Consider the following 18,737-nt stretch of genomic DNA (forward strand, 5'->3'; position numbering starts at 1 on the left):
AGTTTTTTAAATTTTTGGGGACTGCAGGTAAAAAAAAAAAAAACCGGCCGGACACATCCACTAGTGGATGTGTCCGGCCGTTTTTTTATTGCTGAACTGATCGATTGTTACTGAATTTAATCAGCTTTCTTTGTGCGAAACGGGATTTTCTTGAACAGTGGTATGCACAGTAGTCCGATAAGCGCGCCAATCAGCATCATGCCGTAGTTCTGGAAATTATTATTGGTGAATGCCGTGATTTGCCGCACCATTGCGCTTTGCTCGGCTTTATCCGAGGCCTTGGGCAGATTTTCCGCTTCGTAAGTATCGTTGATGTTATAAGGTGTTACACCGGGAATACTCGGTATGTTCTCGGATCCTTTTCCAACCACCAGTTGGGCTTTCATGCCTTTTTCCATGTGATGGGAAATGTCGCAATGGACGAGAAAGGTATCGTCCGATCCCGGTACGATGATGGTGCCGGTGACCGTTTTGGGTCCGGTTACTTCCAGGTGGAACATGCCATATTTATATAGGTATTTGGGTAATCCGTGCATCATGAATTGGTGCCGGATATTATCTTCGTTGACAAAGTGCCAGGTGACTTTGGAGCAAGGCTTGACGTGCCATTGCTGTTGATCGAAGGCAAAAGCGGTACCGGGAAATTTGGCGGAATATTTTCTGCCGGCGCGCACGGTAATTTCCACTTCCTCGGAAATGCTCTTACAGCTGCTGGGCAGTTTGTCGAGGTTTTGCCCCATGATCATGGTGCCTTCGTGATCCATAATATGGTCATGATCCATATGGTGATGGTGCTGCCCATCGCCGTGCTCGGCGGATTGCGCGCTGATGTCATGGGCACTGTGATCAGCATGCTGATCCGCGCTAATGTCATGCGTATCACTATGATCATGCGCACTGTGGTCATGAATGCTCTGATCATGCGCGCTGTGATCATGACCGCTATGATCCTCGGCCTGCTGCTTCTCGACCGCTGCCGGAGCCTGATTCACGCCGTGACCGCTATGATCATGTTCACCGCCGTTTGTTTTTTGCTGAGCAATGGCGTTCGAACCGATTGCAAGAATTCCGGCAAGTAAGAAAGTAGTGGTTGTCGTTTTTATCATTTTTGGTTACCCCCTTTGGTTCCTTTTAGGCGGGAAACTGCCGCAATAGCGCTTTGTTTGATTTGCTCCCGTTTGGCGAAAATCAGATAAATAACCAGTCCTATCAACAGACCGATCACACCATTCAACAATGAGGTCTGTGCTTGTGCACTGAGACTGGTTTGCCCGCCGGGTGAACCGAGGCTGGACCATTCATCCAGATCCTGCCAGACCGGAATTCTTCTTTCGTAATATTCCTTGGTAAAGAATTTATTGAGATCAATACCGAAGTGACTGACTTTCGGCAGGCCGCTATCGTTCAGGTAGGATTTGTAAACGATTGAACTCATGCTGCCGCCTTCGGCCATGCCGTTGGTGGTAATCCCTTTTTCCCGGTGATCGTGAATCAACCAATCGCCTTCGCCGTAACTGTGTTTTCCATCGTTGACGGTTTCCAGTTTTAGGTCGAGGCGTTGTGCTGGGGCCATGTCGAATACGTCGCGCATGATTTGAGCGACCGGGTTATGTTCTACGCCGTCGTAATGCGTGATCGTGGCATGATGACCGTGCGTATGGACGGCGATCAGTTCGCCGCCACTGTTGAGCAGACGTAATTTTATTTTTTGATCGGGTTCAACGATGATCAGCGATTCTCTTAATGTGTAAGGAAACGACAAACCGTTCAGAGTGTAATAATCCTCGGTTGCATCGGTGATGTCATAGCGTTGATTCATGTCGCGCGCGATGAGGCGCGGATCGTTGTATTTCTGTGTGATTGCACTGAGTTCTTTATCCATTGCGTGATAGTGCAGATCGTATTCCTGATCGAAATTTTCACGCACGGCAACGGAAGAGTGGCGGACATGACCCGCGCCGATATTCAGCGTCTGCAACCAGTTATTCGGTCTGTTTTCTTCAACCACGATCATGCCAGCCAGTCCCATCGCCAAGTGGGTATGCGTTTGCACGTGGCAATGATAAAACATGGTACCCGGCTGACGCGCCTGAAATTCATAGATGCGCCGCTCGCCCGGCATCAATTCTTTCTCGCTGGTTTGCGGTACGCCGTCATTGCCGCCATGATCTTTATGCGAGAAGGGATGATCCACACCGTGCAGATGGATACTGTGGGGGAAGTAGTGCGTGTTTTCCAGTACGATTTGAACGATATCACCCACTTCAACCCGGATCACGGGTGAGGGCAGGCGCAATAGGGGGTTAGCACGGACACTTTCAAAATTCTCGGTCGACATGCCGCTGGTTTTCGGTGCAAATACCCAAGCACCCGGTTGTACACCCGGAGCGATGTCGAACGTTGGCACCAAGCCGGGAAAATCGGGCGATTTGCCATTCAATTCCATGATTTCCAATTTGATGACAATCCGGTCGGGGTCACCGTCGCCGTCCAGATCGTCAGTTTTGATGATGGCATCCGGCGAAAGGCCGGTTTTCATCAAGGTATCCATGGAAACGTGATTGGTTCCTTTGACTGCCGCTGCGATCCAGGCGGGATTGTCCGGACTGCAACCGGGCGACGCTGCAATTTTTACGCCATCAATTTCCTGAGCTTCCCGCCATGCCGGTGAAATCTTAGGATCGCACATGGGCTCTGCGGTTAACGCGGCCGGATCAACTTTCACTGTTTCCGGCAGTTTCAGCGATGCCTGGACCGCTGCTGACGACAGCAATGAAACAATCAATAGGGCAATAACAATACGAATAGGCATATTAACGCACCTTTAAAATTTATCGAGTATTAAAAATAAATATGGCTGATCAGATCAAGCAGTTTTAATACGACGGGTATCAGTTCAATAGTCAGATCTAACGGCTATGACAGAACTGTAGGCACAAACACTTAATTGTGTATTTGCTGGCAGGTAAAATTATGAGGAATATCTTATCTTCATATATGCAATACTTCTACATTATCCGTCAAGCTACCATGAGCGGCTATTATACAGAACCCAATTCTGCTTTTGTGGTTTTTCCATAGTGAATAGAATTTTGAATTTTTAATTTTTGAAGTAATGACTCGAGTGATAATCCCCCGTTTTTTAACTTTTTTCGACCACCGCTATTCACAATTTCCACGAACCGCCGGAATCGGTCAGCAGGGATGCGTCAATTTCTGCTGTTATGCTTTAATGGCTTTGTTGCTGATGGCATGTAACGGTAACAAACCTGCGCAACCGGCACCCAGTAAAGATCAAGCGATACCAGCCACGATTGTGATTGTACAACCGGTGATAGCGCCGGTCAGCCTGGAAACGATCGCGCAAACCGAAGGCGCCAAGGAAATTGAAATCCGTCCGCGCGTGGGCGGTATTTTGCTCAAGCGGTTGTATACCGAAGGGATGGCTGTGGAAGCCGGACAGCCGTTATTTTTGATCGATCCGGAACCGTTTCAGAACGCTTTGGCGGAAGCCAAGGCGGCGCTGCAAGAACAGAATGTGCGGGTACTGCGCGCGAAAAGCGATGAAGACCGGCAACGGCAGTTGTTAGCGGAAAATTTTGTCAGTCAACGCGCCTATGACTTGGCTAAGGCCGATCTGGCGATTGCCGCGGCCGCTTTGCAGGCAGCCAAAGTCCGTGTGCAGCAGGCGGAACTCAATCTTTCCTATACAACTGTCAGAGCGCCGGAAAAGGGTGTCACAGGCCGTTCGCAATTGTCCGAAGGCACGCTGGTATCAGCCAATAGCAGCTTGCTGACGACCTTGACGCAATTATCGCCGATCTGGGTGAGATTCAGTTTCGCGGATAATGAAGTCGCTGGGTTGGGCGGGCACTTAAGCGAAAAAAATGTGCATCGTGTAACAATGATTCTGCCGGATGGATCGGAATATCAGAAAGAAGGAAAAATCAATTTTGCCGCGAGTAAAATCGATCCGCAGCTCGGTACGCAGCAATTGCGCGCAACCTTTGCCAATGAAGATCAGCGCGTGTTTCCCGGGCAATTTGTCCGGATACGGGTCACCGCCGGGGAACCTAGGGCTGTTTTCATGGTGCCGCAGGTGGCCGTGCTGACTTCGGACAGAGGACGTTTTGTCTATGTGCTGAACGACAACAATGAAGCCACACAACGCTCCGTTATCGTGGATAACTGGATGGGGAAAGACTGGATTGTTCTGGAAGGATTGCAAACCGGTGATCGTGTGGTGGTTGACAATCTCATCAAACTGATGCCGGGCAAAAAGATCGAGCCGCAACTGCGGGATCAGTCTCTTTCCTTACAACCGGGCGCAGACTCTATCAATAACTAGCAACAGCATTCATGGCTCAATTTTTTATTACCCGGCCGATTTTCGCATCGGTATTGTCGATCATTATCGTTTTAGCCGGATTGGCGGCGGCTACGCAATTACCGGTTGAACAATATCCGAAAATCACGCCGCCGACGGTTATCGTAACCGCAACCTTCCCGGGCGCGAATGCCGACACGATGATCAAAACGGTGGCTGCGCCGATTGAGGAGAAACTCAGCGCCATTGAAGGTTTGCTGTATTTTAGCTCGAGTGCGGATTCCAGCGGACGGTTGACCATTACCATCACATTTGAAATCGGCACTGACATAGACCGCGCCACGTTCAATGTCAGCAATGAAATCAACACGGCATTGGCGCGTTTGCCCGATGAAGTCAGACGCTCGGGTATTACCGTGCAGAAGCGCTCGAACGATCTGCTGCTGGTCTTTGCCGTGACTTCAAAGGATCCCAAACATACCACGCTGTTTCTGAGCAACTTCATCACCAATAACCTTCTCGATGATTTGCGGCGCGCAACCGGTGTTGGCGAAGCGCGGATTTTCGGTGCGCAGGATTACTCCATGCGCATTTGGCTGCGGCCCGACCGGATGGCGCAGCTAGGCATCACCACCAGCGATATCGCGAATGCCATCCGCACGCAGAATGCGCAGCAGGCCGTCGGTAAAATCGGCCAGGAGCCTGCGCTTGCGGATCAGCAATTGGTCTATACCGTAACCGCGAAAGGCCGGTTACTGGAACCGGAAGAGTTTGAAAATATTATCTTGCGCTCGGACGGGCCACGTGGCGTGCTGTATCTCAAGGACGTGGCGCGCATTGAACTGGGCGCGCAGGATTATTCTGCGCAGACTTTGCTGAATGGTGAACCGGGCTTGGGGGTCGGCATTTTCCTGCGCACCGGCACCAACGCGCTGGAAACCGCTGCGGCGGTGAAAGCCCGCATGAATGAACTGAAGCATTATTTTCCCGAGGGTTTGGAATACTTTATTTCGTATGACACCAGCGTATTTGTGAAAGCGTCTATCTGGGAAGTGGTGAAAACACTGGGTGAAGCGATGCTGCTGGTGGTTCTGGTGGTGTATGTATTTTTGCAGAGCTGGCGGGCGACGTTGATTCCGATTATTGCCATACCGATTTCCTTGATCGGTACTTTTGCCGGACTGTGGTTGCTCGGGTACTCGATCAATACGCTGACGCTGTTTGCGATGGTGCTGTCGATCGGGATTGTGGTCGATGATGCGATCGTCGTGCTGGAAAATATCGAGCGTTTGATGTCGCAGGAGAATCTATCACCGGTCGATGCCGCCATCAAGGCGATGCGGCAAGTATCGAGCGCGGTGGTGGCGATGACGATGGTTCTGGCGGCGGTTTTTATTCCGGTGGCTTTTCTAGGCGGTATTGCCGGTGAGCTGTACCAGCAGTTTGCCGTGACGGTGGCGGTGGCCGCGGTGATTTCCGGCATTGTGGCATTGACTCTGACACCGACACTGTGCGCAGTTTTACTGCGCTCCTCACATCGGCGCTCGGTCTTTTTTGATTGGTTTAATGATCACTTTGAGCGTGTGCGCAGGTTGTATGTCGATACGGTCGGTTTGAGCCTGCGCCATAGCGGCCGGAGCATATTGCTGTTTGTGGTGATGATTGCCGGTCTGGCTTATCTGGTCAAAAACATCCCAGATAGTTTTGTGCCGCCGGAAGATCAAGGATATGTCATCGCGGCGGTCATCCTGCCCGACGGTGCAACGCTGGCGCGAACAACCAAGACGGCCAACGCCATCAGTACCGAGATGGGCAAGGAACCCGCCGTGGCCTTTCAGTTTGCCGTGAACGGACTGGATTTCATTGGCGGCGGTAATAAAACCAACGTGTCGACCATGTTTGTGCGGTTGAAAGATTGGTCGGAACGCACGACGACGGCAGCCGATATTGTCGGTAAGCTTTTCCTGGTCGGTGCGCAGCAGCCGGATGGTCTGGCGATCGCGTTTAATCCGCCGGCGATACGCGGCTTGGGAAGTACCGGCGGGTTTGAGTTATATGTGCAAAGCCGCACCAATTCGGATACCGCGCAATTGACCGCCGTGGTGAATGAGTTGATGCAAGCGTTGAAGCAAGATCCCAAACTGGCCAGCGTCAATACTTTTTTACGTTCGACGGTGCCGCAATATTTTATTGAAGTCGATGAAGCCAAAGCGATCACACAAGGCGTTCCCATTTCGGAAATCTATGCCACGTTGCAAAGTACCATGGGATCCTTTTACGTAAACGACTTTAACCGCTCCGGACGGACCTATCGTGTGCAATTGCAGGCGGAGGCGGCTTATCGCATGACAGCGGAAGATTTAGGGAAAGTGTACGTGCGGGCGCAATCCGGCGCGATGATTCCCCTGTCGGCGCTGAGCAAGGTAAAGCATATCGCCGGTGCGGAGCAATTGGAGCGTTTTAATGGATTACTGTCGGCCAAAATAGTCGGCAGTGCTGCGCATGGCGTCAGTTCCGGCGAAGCGATTGCATTGGTTGAGCGTATCGCCGCCGAGACGTTGCCGGAAGGGTATCAAATCGCCTGGACCGGTACCGCATTCCAGGAAAAGAAAATGGGTTCGGCGGCGATTTTCGCTTTCAGTTTGGCGGTGGTGATGGTTTTTCTGATTCTTGCGGCGCAATTTGAAACCTGGGCCTTGCCGCTGGCGGTCATCATGGCGATTCCATTCGCAATGGTTGGCGCGCTGGTGGCGATTCTACTGCGCGATATGCCCAACGATATTTATTTTCAGATCGGTATGGTGACGTTAATCGGGTTAACCGCAAAGAACGCCATTCTTTTGGTTGAATTCGCCAGCCAGAAAATGAAAGAGGGGATGAGCATTCAGGAAGCGGCTATTCAATCGGCGCAATTGCGTTTCCGGCCTATTGTCATGACGTCGATGGCGTTCATACTGGGCGTGGTGCCTTTGGTGATCGCCACCGGCGCCGGTTCGGCGGCGCGTCAATCGATGGGGACCGGTGTTTTTGGCGGAATGATCATGGCCACTTGCGTGGCGACGATATTCGTACCGTTGTTTTTTTCCTGGTTTGTGCGCAATCAGAAAAGCATGTCAGCTGAAACCCGGCAGAATGCGGTGCGGCAATCCGCAGCATTGTCTTACAAACCCATCAAGAAACCCCGGGAGTAGTTTATTGGCAGCGCTGAAACCGTAGGTGCCCCTGCGAACGGAATGCGAATTCGGCTACAATCGCACCTATGAATTTAAGCAAAACGAAAATACTGCAACCCATTCAGAAAAAACTGGGGAACACCAATATCATTCTGGTCGGTATGATGGGAGCCGGAAAAACGACTATTGGCAAAGCCTTGGCGAGTTCACTGGACAAGGAGTTCGTCGATTCCGATCATGAGATTCAGGAACGTACCGGGGTAAAAATTCCGGTCATTTTTGAGATTGAAGGCGAAGCCGGTTTTCGCAAACGGGAGTCGGAAGCGCTGCTTGAATTGACTAAGAAACAGAACATCATTTTAGCTACCGGCGGCGGCGCCATTTTGAATCCTGAAAACCGTCAATTGCTGAAGCGCAGCGGTATCGTGATCTATTTGCGTGCATCGGTTAACGATCTGTACCGGCGCACCCGCCACGATAAAAACCGGCCCTTGCTACAAACACATAATTTGTACGCCCGATTGAATGAACTCTATGTGCAACGCGATGCGCTGTACCGCGAAACCGCCCATGTCATTATCGACAGCGGAAAACAAGGTGTGCGTTTTTTAGTGCAAAAACTGATTAACAAATTAATATCGATTGATTTCAACACTATCATGCAAGGTGATCAGAGCAATATTATGCAAACCATTACGGTTGATTTTACTCCGTCAGCGGAGAAGCGCAGTTATCCGATCCATATCGGACGCGGTATTCTGCAGCACATTGATTTGATCGTATCGTGCTTGCCGCAAAAGCGCGTCGCTATCGTCAGCAATTCCACCGTGGCGCCGCTCTATCTGGAAAAACTGCAAACGGCGCTGGAAAAGCAGGGGGTTCGCACGATGCCGATTATTCTGCCGGACGGGGAAGCGCATAAAAACTGGGAAACGCTCAATATCATCTTCGATGCGCTGTTAAAAAATCACTGCGAACGGAATACCACGATATTGGCGCTCGGCGGCGGTGTGGTCGGCGATCTGACCGGATTCGCGGCAGCCACTTATTTGCGCGGCGTGCCTTTTATTCAGATTCCGACAACGCTGCTGGCGCAGGTGGATTCATCGGTGGGCGGTAAAACCGGCATCAATCATCCATTAGGTAAAAATATGATCGGTGCTTTTTATCAGCCGCTGATGGTATTGGCCGATAGCGCAACGTTAAACACCTTGCCCGATCGAGAGTTGCGAGCGGGGCTGGCGGAAGTCATCAAATACGGTTTGATCCGCGATCCGGCCTTTTTCGATTGGCTGGAGCAAAATATGCACCGTTTACTGGCGCGCGATCCGGTGACCTTGAACGAGGCGATTCAGCGCAGTTGCGAAAATAAAGCGGAAATTGTCGCTGCGGACGAAAAGGAAAAGGGTATCCGGGCGTTGCTGAATCTGGGGCATACTTTCGGTCATGCGATTGAGAACGGCATGGGTTATGGCGTATGGCTGCATGGCGAGGCCGTGGCGGCCGGAACGGTCATGGCGGCGGAATTATCCCGGCGCATGAAGTTGATTGGCGAAGCGGATGTTCAGCGCATCCGCAAGATTTTTATCCAGGCCGGATTACCGGTTGTCGCGCCGAAAATGCCCGCGGAGAAATATTTGGAATTGATGTTGCTGGATAAGAAAGTGGAATCCGGAAAAACGCGCTTTATTGTGCTGAATCGCATCGGTGAAGCGGTGATGCGCGCGGATATCGCAGCCGCCGTTCTGAATGAAACCATCCTGGCTTGCATGGCGGAATGAGTCATCGGGTTGCTTATGCCGTGTCTTGCGATAATTCGCGCGGGCGGGCGATTCATGAAGAACTAGCGAGCGGGCGCAGTGAGTTTCAGCGCGACCGCGATCGCATCATTCACTCCGCTGCCTTCCGCCGTCTGGAATATAAAACCCAGGTGTTCGTCAATCACGAAGGCGACTTGTTCCGTACGCGTCTGACGCATAGCTTGGAAGTGGCGCAGATCGGGCGCTCGATTGCGAGAAACTTGGGATTGAATGAGGATCTGGTTGAAGCCATCACACTGGCGCACGATCTGGGGCATACGCCGTTTGGGCACGCTGGTCAGGATGCGTTGAACGACTGCATGCGCGATTACGGCGGTTTTGAACATAATCTGCAATCCTTGCGCGTGGTTGACGTGCTGGAAGAGCGTTATGCGGCTTTTGACGGCCTGAATCTCTGCTATGAGACGCGGGAAGGAATAATCAAACATGTGGCAAGGAAAAATATTCCCAAACTGGGCTCGTTAGGAGAACGTTTTTTGCAGCATAAAAGACCTTCGCTGGAAGCGCAGCTGGCCAATTTTGCCGATGAAATCGCTTACAACAATCATGACATCGACGATGGGCTGCGCTCGGGTTTAATCACATTGGCGCAGTTGCAAGAAGTGTCGATTTTTTCGCGCCACTTGCAACAGGTGCAAGATAAATACCCCGTGTTGCCGGAACGCCGAATGGTTTATGAAACAATCCGCAGCATGATCAATACACTGGTCACCGATCTGACCCGGCAAAGCACCTGCAATATCAAGGATGCCGGTATCGCGGGTTTGGCCGATGTGCATGCAGCGCCGCCACTGATCGGTTTTAGCCAGCAGATAAAGCTGGAGCAGCAGGAGTTGAAGAAATTTTTGTTCGATAATTTGTACCGGCATTTTCGTGTGGTGCGCATGAGTAACAAAGCGCGTCACACGATCGAGCGGCTGTTCGCGGCATTCAGCACGGAAGTGCAATTGCTGCCGGTGAAGTATCAGAAAAAATTTGCACAGGAAGGACATCAGGCAATTGCGGATTATATTGCCGGAATGACAGATCGCTATGCGATCAAAGAATATCAGCGCTTATTTACCATCGCGGAAAGTTAATTTTCAGCGGCTGTTAAAGCACCGGCTGCTGCATTTGCCGGATTAGCAATATACGTGATGGTTATTCGCTGGTAATATTAACGATTGAAAAAAGGCCTGATTCTGGATAGAAACAGCCTTTCAAAAGAAAGATAAAACATAGGCTTTTTAATGACAACACTGAAGAATGATACGTTCCTACGCGCATTACTGAAACAACCCGTTGAATACACACCTGTCTGGCTGATGCGGCAAGCAGGCCGCTATCTGGCGGAATATAACGCTACCCGGGCGCGCGCCGGAGATTTTTTATCCTTGTGCAAAAATCCTGCGTTTGCGACCGAAGTCACCCTGCAACCGCTGGCTCGTTTTCCATTGGATGCCGCCATATTGTTTTCGGATATTCTGACCATACCTGATGCAATGGGGCTGGGATTGTATTTTGCCCAGGGTGAGGGGCCGATGTTTAAACACCCTCTGCGTGAGGAAAAAGAAATTCGCGCATTGAAAGTTCCGGATCCCAATACGGATTTACGCTATGTCATGGATGCGGTTTCGGAAATCCGTAAAGCATTGGATAATCGTGTGCCCTTGATCGGTTTTTCCGGCAGCCCCTTTACATTAGCGTGTTATATGGTGGAAGGGCGCGGCGGTACCGAATTCCGGGAAATTAAAACCATGCTGTATCAGCGCCCGGAGTTGCTGCATCATATACTGGATGTGAATGCTAAAGCGGTGATCGCTTACCTTAACGCGCAAATTGAATCCGGTGCGCAGACGGTTATGATTTTTGATACATGGGGCGGTGCGCTTTCGCATTCAGCGTATAAAGAGTTCTCGCTGCGGTATATCCAGCAAATTATTGCCGGATTGAAACGGGAACACGATGGCGCGCGTATTCCCAGCATCGTGTTTACTAAGGGTGGGGGGCTCTGGCTGGAAGCCATTGCGGACATCGGCTGCGATGCGGTTGGATTGGATTGGACCATCGATATCGGCGATGCGCGGCGGCGTGTGGGCAATAAGGTTGCTTTGCAGGGAAATCTGGATCCGTCGGTGCTTTTTGCATCTCCGGAGGTCATCACCGCAGAAGTAGCGAAGATATTGGCCAGTTATGGCAATGGCAGCGGTCATGTGTTTAATCTGGGCCATGGCATTTCTCAGTTTACGCCGCCGGAGAATGCCGCAGCCCTGGTGGATGCTGTTCATACCTTAAGCCGTGAATTCCATGGGGCAAGAGGTTAACAAAAGTTAAATCTCACTGCAGGTGGTTGTATGCATATACTGATTATTGAAGACGATTTGGCGATTGCCGCCAATCTGTATGATTTTCTGGAATCCCGGGGGCATACGGCGGATGCGGCGGTCAATGGTGTAGCAGGACTTCATCTTGCTGTGACGCAGCGGTTTGATGCCATTCTGCTGGATCTCGGTTTGCCCGGCATGAACGGTATGACGTTGTGCCGGAAATTGCGCCAGGAATCGCAGATCGATACGCCGATTCTGATGCTCACAGCCCGTGACACGCTGGAAGATAAACTGGCGGGCTTCGAGCAGGGGGCGGACGATTACTTGATCAAACCCTTTGCATTGAAAGAAGTGGAGGCGCGCTTGCTGGCCATGCATAAACGCTATGTCGGCAAAGTGGCCAACCGCACATTGGAATTTGACAAACTTTCCTTTGATCCTAAAACGCTTTCCATTCGCTTTGAAAACAAGAGCGTCAAACTTCCGCCCAAGTGCATTCGTTTATTGGCATTGATGATGAGCGAGCCGGGTAAAGTATTCAGCCGGGAAGAGCTCGAATTGGAAGCATGGGAGGATGTTCAGGAAACCAGCGATACGTTGCGTAGCCATATGCATATTTTACGGCGCGCGCTAACCAAAGCTGGCGGATACGATCCTATTGAAACGGTTCATGGACTTGGTTACTGCTTAACCTCTCGTGCACAGATTTCCGATAGAACGTAGCCTGCGCTACCGTGTCGCCGTGGCATTGGCGACATTCAGTATTTTTACTGTGGGCACCCTGTGCATCATTCTTTATTTTGCTTCCGATAACATCGAGGAAGCGCATATTGAACAAGTGATTAAGATGGAAATGGATCATCTTGTTCATCGCTATCAGAAACACTCGGATTTTATTTCCCAGGTCGGTTCACATCTTAAAAGCTACGTCGTCCACAATATGGAGGAAGAGTTGCGGCTTCCTGCATATTTGCGCGGACTCAACCCGGATTATCATAGAATCTATTATGGTACGGATGACTTTCATGTCTTAGTGCACGCCATCGGTGAAGTAAAATTTGTGGTGGCCTATCGCATTACGTTACATAAGCAACGCTTGCAGGAACTAAGGCTATTGATTGTACTGTCATGGCTTGTCGTGGTTGGAATCGCCTTTTTTGTCGGTTATTTACTCGCCAGAGTCCTGGTTCAGCAAGTGACGGACTTGGCGGAACGAGTCAATCGTTTAGCTCCGGGTGATGTTCAACATGGGCTTTTGGCCCAGCAGGATATGGACGAGGAAGTTGCGCAGCTTGCGCGGGCACTGGACGATTATCAGAATCGGATTAAGCGGATGCTGCAGCGTGAACAAGAGTTTACAGCGAATATCAGTCATGAACTAAGAACTCCCATCACGACCATTCTGACCAGCTGTGAGCTACTGATTGCTGGCGCCGATATTCCAATTAAAGCCTATCATCGCGTGAAGATGATCGAAGCTGCCGCCGCCCGTATGGGGGAACAATTGCAAGCTTTGCTGTTTCTTGCGCGTGAACAGGCGTTGGGTGTCATAGAAACTGTGGCTGTGGCTGAATGTGTTTATGACGCCGCAGATCCATTGTGTGTCGAGATTGCCAGGAAAAATCTCACTTTTGAAGTGCTGATTGCTCCGGATGTCGTGCTGACGGTCAACCGGCAGGCTTTACATACGACATTAATGAATTTGATCCGTAATGCTGTGCAATATACTCAGAAAGGTTATATCCGGATCGAATTTAATGATCGGCGGCTGTCCGTTTCAGATTCCGGCATAGGAATAGAACCGGCCTATCTGCCGCTGCTCTACGAACGGTTCTTCCGCGGTTCGACGCAAGGAGAAGGACTGGGCATAGGGCTTGCGATAGTTAAGCGGATTTGCAATCACTACGGTTGGAGTATCGAGGTCGATAGCACGCCAGGAAAAGGCACGACTTTTCATATCATTTTTCCTTAATTATTTAGTAAATAGCATTTCTTTATCTTCACGATTTCTTCACATTTCCTGTGTTAACGTTTCCGTGTGAAAGGCAATTCACTCACGGGTTTCCAGATCTAAGACGTGTGCTTCTTGTGCCATAGATTTCCAAGATTTTTACTTTTTGTGAAATCTCGGTTTTAACGAAATGGATTTCCCCAAGAAACCTCACAGTTTCCTGGAATTTTTGTTGTGTTTTTAATCTGCGGTATCTTCTTAGATGCTGTTTGTTAAAGATTTTTATAAACTATATAACTAATAAATAGGGAGTGTTGAATGACTACTATACAACCGGTAGTTTTCTTTTTTGTTGCGGGGGTCTTGGCAGGTGTCATTAAATCTGACTTGAAAATCCCCGAAGCGCTGTATAAGAGTTTAAGTCTTTTTCTGTTGATCGCTATCGGCTTTAAAGGTGGCGTATCGATGGCCAAGTACGAGATCATGGAAGTATTGCCAATTGCTGCCTCTATGGTTGTTTTAGCAGCATTGATTCCACTGACCGCATATCCGATTTTAAGATTCATCGGTAAATTCACCCAGGCCGATGCAGGTGCTATCTCTGCGCATTATGGTTCGGTGAGTGCGGTGACCTTTGCCGTGGGTGTGGCTTTCCTGGCTGCGAAAGACGAGCCTTCCGAAGGTTATATGGTTCTCATTATGGCGTTGATGGAAATTCCTGCGTTGGTAACCGGTACAGTCCTTGCGCGTGCGGGTGCTGGCGGTGAAAAAACCCAGTGGGGCAAGTTGATGCACGAAATTTTGACCGGCACCAGTCTTTATCTGTTGATTGTTGGTGTACTGATCGGTTATTACGCGGGCGTGGTTAAGCTGGTATCACCGCTGGATAAAATGTTCATGGACTTATTCATGGGCGTTTTGGCGTTCTTCCTGCTTGAAATGGGTCTGCTGGCAGCAGCACGGCTGAAAGCGGTGATGGACAAAGGAATTTTTATTATCGCATTTGGTATTCTGTTTCCATTAACAGCTGGAATGTTTGGCGCCTATTTGGGTTGGATATTCGGTTTGTCAGAAGGTGGCACGATGTTGCTGGCCGTGTTGTATGCCAGTTGCTCTTATATCGCCGCTCCCGCAGCGATGCGCATTGCCGTACCGGATGCCGATCCTGCGTTGTCGATTGGTGCTTCTCTAGGTGTAACCTTCCCCTTTAACATCTTTATCGGTGTACCGATTTACTGGGAAATGTCGCATTGGTTTCATGGCATTGCGGTATAAAAACTATTGTTACCGTTTATTTAATAATTATCTGACTTTTCGGGAAAAAATATGAATAATTCAATCGCAATGAAACGATTCGAGATTGTTGTTGGTATCGAACAACTTGAACAATTGACGGAATTGCTGGAAAGATGCTCAGTGCGTGGTTATACGGTTTTGAAGCAAGCAGGCGGGCTCGGATCACGCGGTGTTCGCGATCCTGGTGATGTTTTGATGGAACAGGAAAATGTTATGGTTGTTCTCGCCTGTAAAGACGAGCAAGCACAAAAGATCGTCAATGAACTGAGACCCGTATTGAAAGGCTTGGGTGGTATGTGTCTGATTTCGGATTGCCTCTGGCTTGAAGGACCGGCTATTTCTTATTGATTGATGTTTTTTGTATAGAGTCATAGTTTAGTTTCTGTAATACGCGCAAGAAAATTTCTTGTGCGTATTACAGCCCGCTTAGTTTTTTGCAAAATAATGGTATGGTTAGGTGCAGCAATCATTACCAACCCTGTTCATCTGCACAATTCACTACATGCAAAAAAATACACCGCTGCTATTGCGCATTATTCGCCTGATGCATTTACTGCTGCATGTGATCTCAGGTGTATTGCAATCGATTGTTTATCCCTATTTTCCTTTATCGATTCAGCGCGCTATGATGCAACGCTGGGCGGCCGGTTTATTGTCCGTTCTTGCGATCCGGTTGCATTGCCACGGCAGATTACCCACGACCGATATGCCGCGGGTTTTGTTTGCAGCGAATCATGTATCCTGGCTGGATGTTTGTGTCATGATGGCGGCATGTCCGACTCGTTTTGTTGCCAAAGCCGAAATTAGCCGCTGGCCTGTTTTAGGCTTGCTCAGCCGGAATGCCGGTACCTTGTTTATCGAACGTGCAAAACGGAGCGATACGCTGCGCATCAATCAACAAATCAGTGATGTGCTGGATAAGGGCGAGCGGGTGACGATATTTCCCGAAGGCACTACAACCGACGGCACACAGATCAACCACTTTCATGCCTCATTGCTGCAAGCGGCTGTCACTGCGGATGCCATGCTGTATCCGGTTGCAATCGGCTATCGCGATAGCCTCGGCGGCATTTGCAAGGAAGCCGCTTATATCGACCCCTCATTGATCTTGTCGTTACAAAAAATTCTGAGTCTTACCAGTATCGATGTAGAACTGACATTCGATTCACCGATTGCCTGTGGCATGAAAAACCGGCGGGAATTGGCGCGCTTGTCTGAGCAAGCGGTTGCGAATACTTTATCGCTGCCTATTGCGCACAAGGAATCTGAAAAATTCTCCGGTCTTCCAACCGGATAGCGGACAATTGACCTCCCCATACGCAACCGCTATCCAACGCGATTAAATGGTCCTTGATGTGCAAACCTAATCCGGACCAATGGCCGCAAATGACCGTGGTGTCCCGACTGATCCGGTGCGGTAAACTGAACCATGGCATATAACCGTCCGGAATGGATTGCGGATCGCCTTTAAAAGCGAAATTCATCCGCCCGTCCGGCGTGCATACCCGCATGCGTGTCATTGCGTTGATGATGACCCGAAGCCGGATATAGCCGGTCCATTCGTCTTGCCAATAATTGGGCTCGTTGCCGTACATGCGTGCGAATAACTCATGGTGATCGTCGTGACGTAGTGCAGTTTCAACTTCCCGTGCAAGTTGTCCGGCTTGTGCAATAGACCACGATGGTAATAATCCGGCATGCACCATGGCGTGTTCATTCTCAAAATGAAATAATTTTTGCTGCCGCAGCCAATGCAACAGCTCATCGCGGTCAGGTGCATCGAGAATCGCTTGAATTGTGTCGCTGGGGTGGTTTCTGGCCATTCCTGCAGCAACCATGAGCAAATGCAAATCATGGTTACCGAGAACCATGCGTATCGGATCGCCGGCCTGTTTGATATAGCGCAACAATGGCAGCGAATCGGGACCGCGGTTAACGATATCGCCTACCAGCCAAAGCTTATCCTGAGCGGGATCAAAGCGAATAACTTCGAGCAACCGGTGAAATTCGGTGAAACAGCCTTGTAAATCACCGATCGCATACGTTGCCATGAAATTAGCGATGAAGAATGTTAACGCAAACCCAGTACATCCTGCATATCGAACAAACCATTGGGCTTGTCGGCAAGGAAGCGCACGGCGCGCAATGCACCCATGGCAAAAGTCATCCGGCTGCTGGCTTTATGAGAGATCTCCACGCGTTCACCGATACCGGCAAACATGGCGGTATGATCGCCGACGATATCGCCGGCGCGAATAGTCGCAAATCCGATGGTCTCCGGTTTTCTTTCGCCGGTTACGCCTTCACGGCCATATACCGCTACCTTACTCAAGTCCCTTTTCAGTGCATCGGCGATGACTTCACCCATGCGCAAAGCGGTGCCTGAGGGAGCATCCACTTTATGGCGGTGATGCGCTTCGACGATTTCAATGTCGTAGCCTTCATTGAGAACTTTCGCGGCGATTTCCAGTAATTTGAAAGTAACATTCACACCGACACTCATATTGGGCGCAAATACGATGGCGATATCTTGAGCGGCTTGTTGCAGCAAAGCTTTTTCTTCCGCTGAGAAACCGGTGGTGCCGATCACCATTTTTACGCCCGCTTCCCGGCACACGGAGAGATGGGCAAGGGTGCCTTGAGGACGCGTGAAATCGATTAAGTGATGACAGCTTTTCAGGGCCTGCGCATAATCGCTGGCAATCGGGACGCCACAATGAGCGCCGATTAATTCGCCGGCATCCTTATTCAAATAAGGACTGTCAATTCGTTCCAATGCGGCTGCAAGCTGCATATCGGGTGCTTGTGTCACCGCTTCCAGCAAGGTACGGCCCATGCGGCCGGAGCTTCCGGCAATAGCGATTTTTTGCGTAATCATTTTCTGCAATAAATAGTGTGATAGTTAAGGTTTTATAGAGACTGTGCTGGGTACGTTACATAGATCGTCGTCATCGTCGATTACCATTTCTTTTTGCCCGGTTTTTTGCTCCGTTTGTGCTTGAACCGATTTGGGTTTTATGGGATCCGGAGAACGCGCTAAGTAATTTTCAATACTGGACAAGGCATCATCCGCAAAGAAAAGGGTTACCCGTTTTTGTTCAACGAGATCGCCGTGTTTACGAAATAGATAGACATAATCCCAGCGATTGTCGCGGAAGGCATCCATGATGAGCGGGGATCCTAAAACAAAAAGCACCTGGGATTTTGTCATGCCGGGTTTTAGTTTTTCCAGCATTTCTTCTGTTACCACATTACCTTGCTGCACATCGATTTTATAGAGAACATGAGGAAGCAATGAACATCCTGTCAGCAGCAGAAAAGCGATCAATACGGAAAATTTTGCAACCATTTTGTTGATATTATATGTTTCCAAAGTGAACACAGCATATGATACAGTAAATAATTTTCTAGACAGAGATAACCATGGGTAACTTCGACGATCTGAAAAGTATTGATCTCAAAAATATTGGTCTTAAAACAACACTGCCCAGACTTAAAATATTAAATCTATTTGAGCAAAGCAGCGTGCGTCATCTGTCGGCGGAAGATGTTTATAAAGAGCTGATCAGCGAAGGCGAGGATATTGGTCTGGCTACTGTCTATCGTGTTTTGACACAATTTGAGCAAGCCGGGTTATTGGAGCGGCATCACTTTGAAAGCGGCAAAGCCGTGTTTGAGCTGAAAGGGGATGGCCATCATGATCATTTGGTATGCCTGCAATGTGGCCGCGTAGAGGAATTCTACGATGCAGAGATCGAGAAACGGCAGATAGCCATTGCGAAGGAACGCGGTTTTACGCTGCAAGAACATTCGTTGTCGCTTTACGCGGATTGTACGAAGCAAAACTGTCCGCACCGAAAATAA

16 protein-coding genes and 1 pseudogene are annotated in these 18,737 nt (G+C 49.7%); 12 read left to right on the forward strand and 5 right to left on the reverse strand.

The features are described 5' to 3' along the window. Positions 1–116 precede the first annotated feature (116 nt). Together ABD07_RS12970 and ABD07_RS12975 are read right to left on the reverse strand one after the other, a co-directional pair. Positions 117–1,106, reverse strand: a complete 990-nt coding sequence (locus ABD07_RS12970) for a copper oxidase (RefSeq protein ID WP_160818641.1) — start codon at positions 1,104–1,106, stop codon at positions 117–119. Continuing rightward, complete coding sequence (locus ABD07_RS12975) at positions 1,103–2,812, reverse strand: multicopper oxidase domain-containing protein (RefSeq protein ID WP_160818642.1); 1,710 nt, start codon at positions 2,810–2,812, stop codon at positions 1,103–1,105. The genes ABD07_RS12970 and ABD07_RS12975 overlap by 4 nt, the downstream gene beginning before the upstream one ends. Before the next feature lie 435 nt (positions 2,813–3,247). Here ABD07_RS12975 and ABD07_RS12980 point away from each other — a divergent pair, with 435 nt between their 5' ends. From ABD07_RS12980 to ABD07_RS13025, 11 genes and pseudogenes are all read left to right on the forward strand, one after another. Further along, positions 3,248–4,348 (forward strand): efflux RND transporter periplasmic adaptor subunit, encoded by a 1,101-nt coding sequence (locus ABD07_RS12980; protein WP_240142557.1) that lies wholly within the window; start codon positions 3,248–3,250, stop codon positions 4,346–4,348. A gap of 11 nt (positions 4,349–4,359) precedes the next feature. Then, positions 4,360–7,518, forward strand: a complete 3,159-nt coding sequence (locus ABD07_RS12985) for an efflux RND transporter permease subunit (RefSeq protein WP_160818644.1) — start codon at positions 4,360–4,362, stop codon at positions 7,516–7,518. 146 nt (positions 7,519–7,664) lie between these two features. Then, a pseudogene (locus ABD07_RS15075) lies at positions 7,665–8,123 on the forward strand (shikimate kinase); the annotation flags it as partial. A gap of 60 nt (positions 8,124–8,183) precedes the next feature. Further along, a complete protein-coding gene (aroB, locus tag ABD07_RS15080; RefSeq protein WP_240142561.1) occupies positions 8,184–9,281 on the forward strand; it encodes a 3-dehydroquinate synthase in 1,098 nt (365 codons plus the stop codon). Then, the gene (locus ABD07_RS12995; protein WP_160818646.1) at positions 9,278–10,399 is read left to right on the forward strand and encodes a deoxyguanosinetriphosphate triphosphohydrolase; all 1,122 of its coding nucleotides are present in this window, start codon (positions 9,278–9,280) and stop codon (positions 10,397–10,399) included. Before aroB ends, ABD07_RS12995 begins: the two co-directional genes overlap by 4 nt. A gap of 150 nt (positions 10,400–10,549) precedes the next feature. Beyond that, the gene (gene hemE / locus ABD07_RS13000) at positions 10,550–11,623 is read left to right on the forward strand and encodes a uroporphyrinogen decarboxylase (RefSeq protein WP_160818647.1); all 1,074 of its coding nucleotides are present in this window, start codon (positions 10,550–10,552) and stop codon (positions 11,621–11,623) included. Positions 11,624–11,653: 30 nt separating this feature from the next. Further along, positions 11,654–12,349, forward strand: a complete 696-nt coding sequence (locus tag ABD07_RS13005; RefSeq protein WP_160818648.1) for a response regulator transcription factor — start codon at positions 11,654–11,656, stop codon at positions 12,347–12,349. Next, positions 12,324–13,598 carry an ATP-binding protein gene (locus tag ABD07_RS13010; RefSeq protein WP_160818649.1) on the forward strand — a complete coding sequence of 425 codons (1,275 nt, stop codon included), beginning with the start codon at positions 12,324–12,326 and terminating at the stop codon, positions 13,596–13,598. Before ABD07_RS13005 ends, ABD07_RS13010 begins: the two co-directional genes overlap by 26 nt. Before the next feature lie 297 nt (positions 13,599–13,895). Next, positions 13,896–14,852: a sodium-dependent bicarbonate transport family permease gene (locus ABD07_RS13015; protein WP_108697720.1), complete on the forward strand. Its 957-nt coding sequence runs from the start codon at positions 13,896–13,898 to the stop codon at positions 14,850–14,852. A gap of 51 nt (positions 14,853–14,903) precedes the next feature. Then, positions 14,904–15,221, forward strand: coding sequence for a P-II family nitrogen regulator (locus ABD07_RS13020; protein WP_108697719.1), 318 nt, complete (start codon positions 14,904–14,906; stop codon positions 15,219–15,221). Between the two features lie 154 nt (positions 15,222–15,375). Further along, positions 15,376–16,170, forward strand: a complete 795-nt coding sequence (locus ABD07_RS13025) for a lysophospholipid acyltransferase family protein (protein ID WP_160818650.1) — start codon at positions 15,376–15,378, stop codon at positions 16,168–16,170. On the opposite strand, the gene ABD07_RS13030 is transcribed toward ABD07_RS13025, so the two are convergent. The 3 genes from ABD07_RS13030 to ABD07_RS13040 are packed head-to-tail and all read right to left on the reverse strand — an operon-like array spanning position 16,121 to position 18,246. Continuing rightward, a complete protein-coding gene (locus ABD07_RS13030; RefSeq protein WP_160818651.1) occupies positions 16,121–16,924 on the reverse strand; it encodes a symmetrical bis(5'-nucleosyl)-tetraphosphatase in 804 nt (267 codons plus the stop codon). The two genes, ABD07_RS13025 and ABD07_RS13030, sit on opposite strands and share 50 nt — an antisense overlap. 20 nt (positions 16,925–16,944) lie before the next feature. After that, the gene (gene dapB, locus ABD07_RS13035; protein ID WP_160818652.1) at positions 16,945–17,751 is read right to left on the reverse strand and encodes a 4-hydroxy-tetrahydrodipicolinate reductase; all 807 of its coding nucleotides are present in this window, start codon (positions 17,749–17,751) and stop codon (positions 16,945–16,947) included. A gap of 24 nt (positions 17,752–17,775) precedes the next feature. Further along, positions 17,776–18,246, reverse strand: coding sequence for an outer membrane protein assembly factor BamE (locus tag ABD07_RS13040; RefSeq protein ID WP_240142558.1), 471 nt, complete (start codon positions 18,244–18,246; stop codon positions 17,776–17,778). A 50-nt stretch (positions 18,247–18,296) separates the two neighbouring features. Here ABD07_RS13040 and fur point away from each other — a divergent pair, with 50 nt between their 5' ends. Then, a complete protein-coding gene (fur, locus tag ABD07_RS13045; protein ID WP_090316694.1) occupies positions 18,297–18,737 on the forward strand; it encodes a ferric iron uptake transcriptional regulator in 441 nt (146 codons plus the stop codon).

The sequence above is a fragment of the Nitrosomonas oligotropha genome (genome assembly GCF_009833085.1).
GTDB classification, from domain to species: domain Bacteria; phylum Pseudomonadota; class Gammaproteobacteria; order Burkholderiales; family Nitrosomonadaceae; genus Nitrosomonas; species Nitrosomonas oligotropha.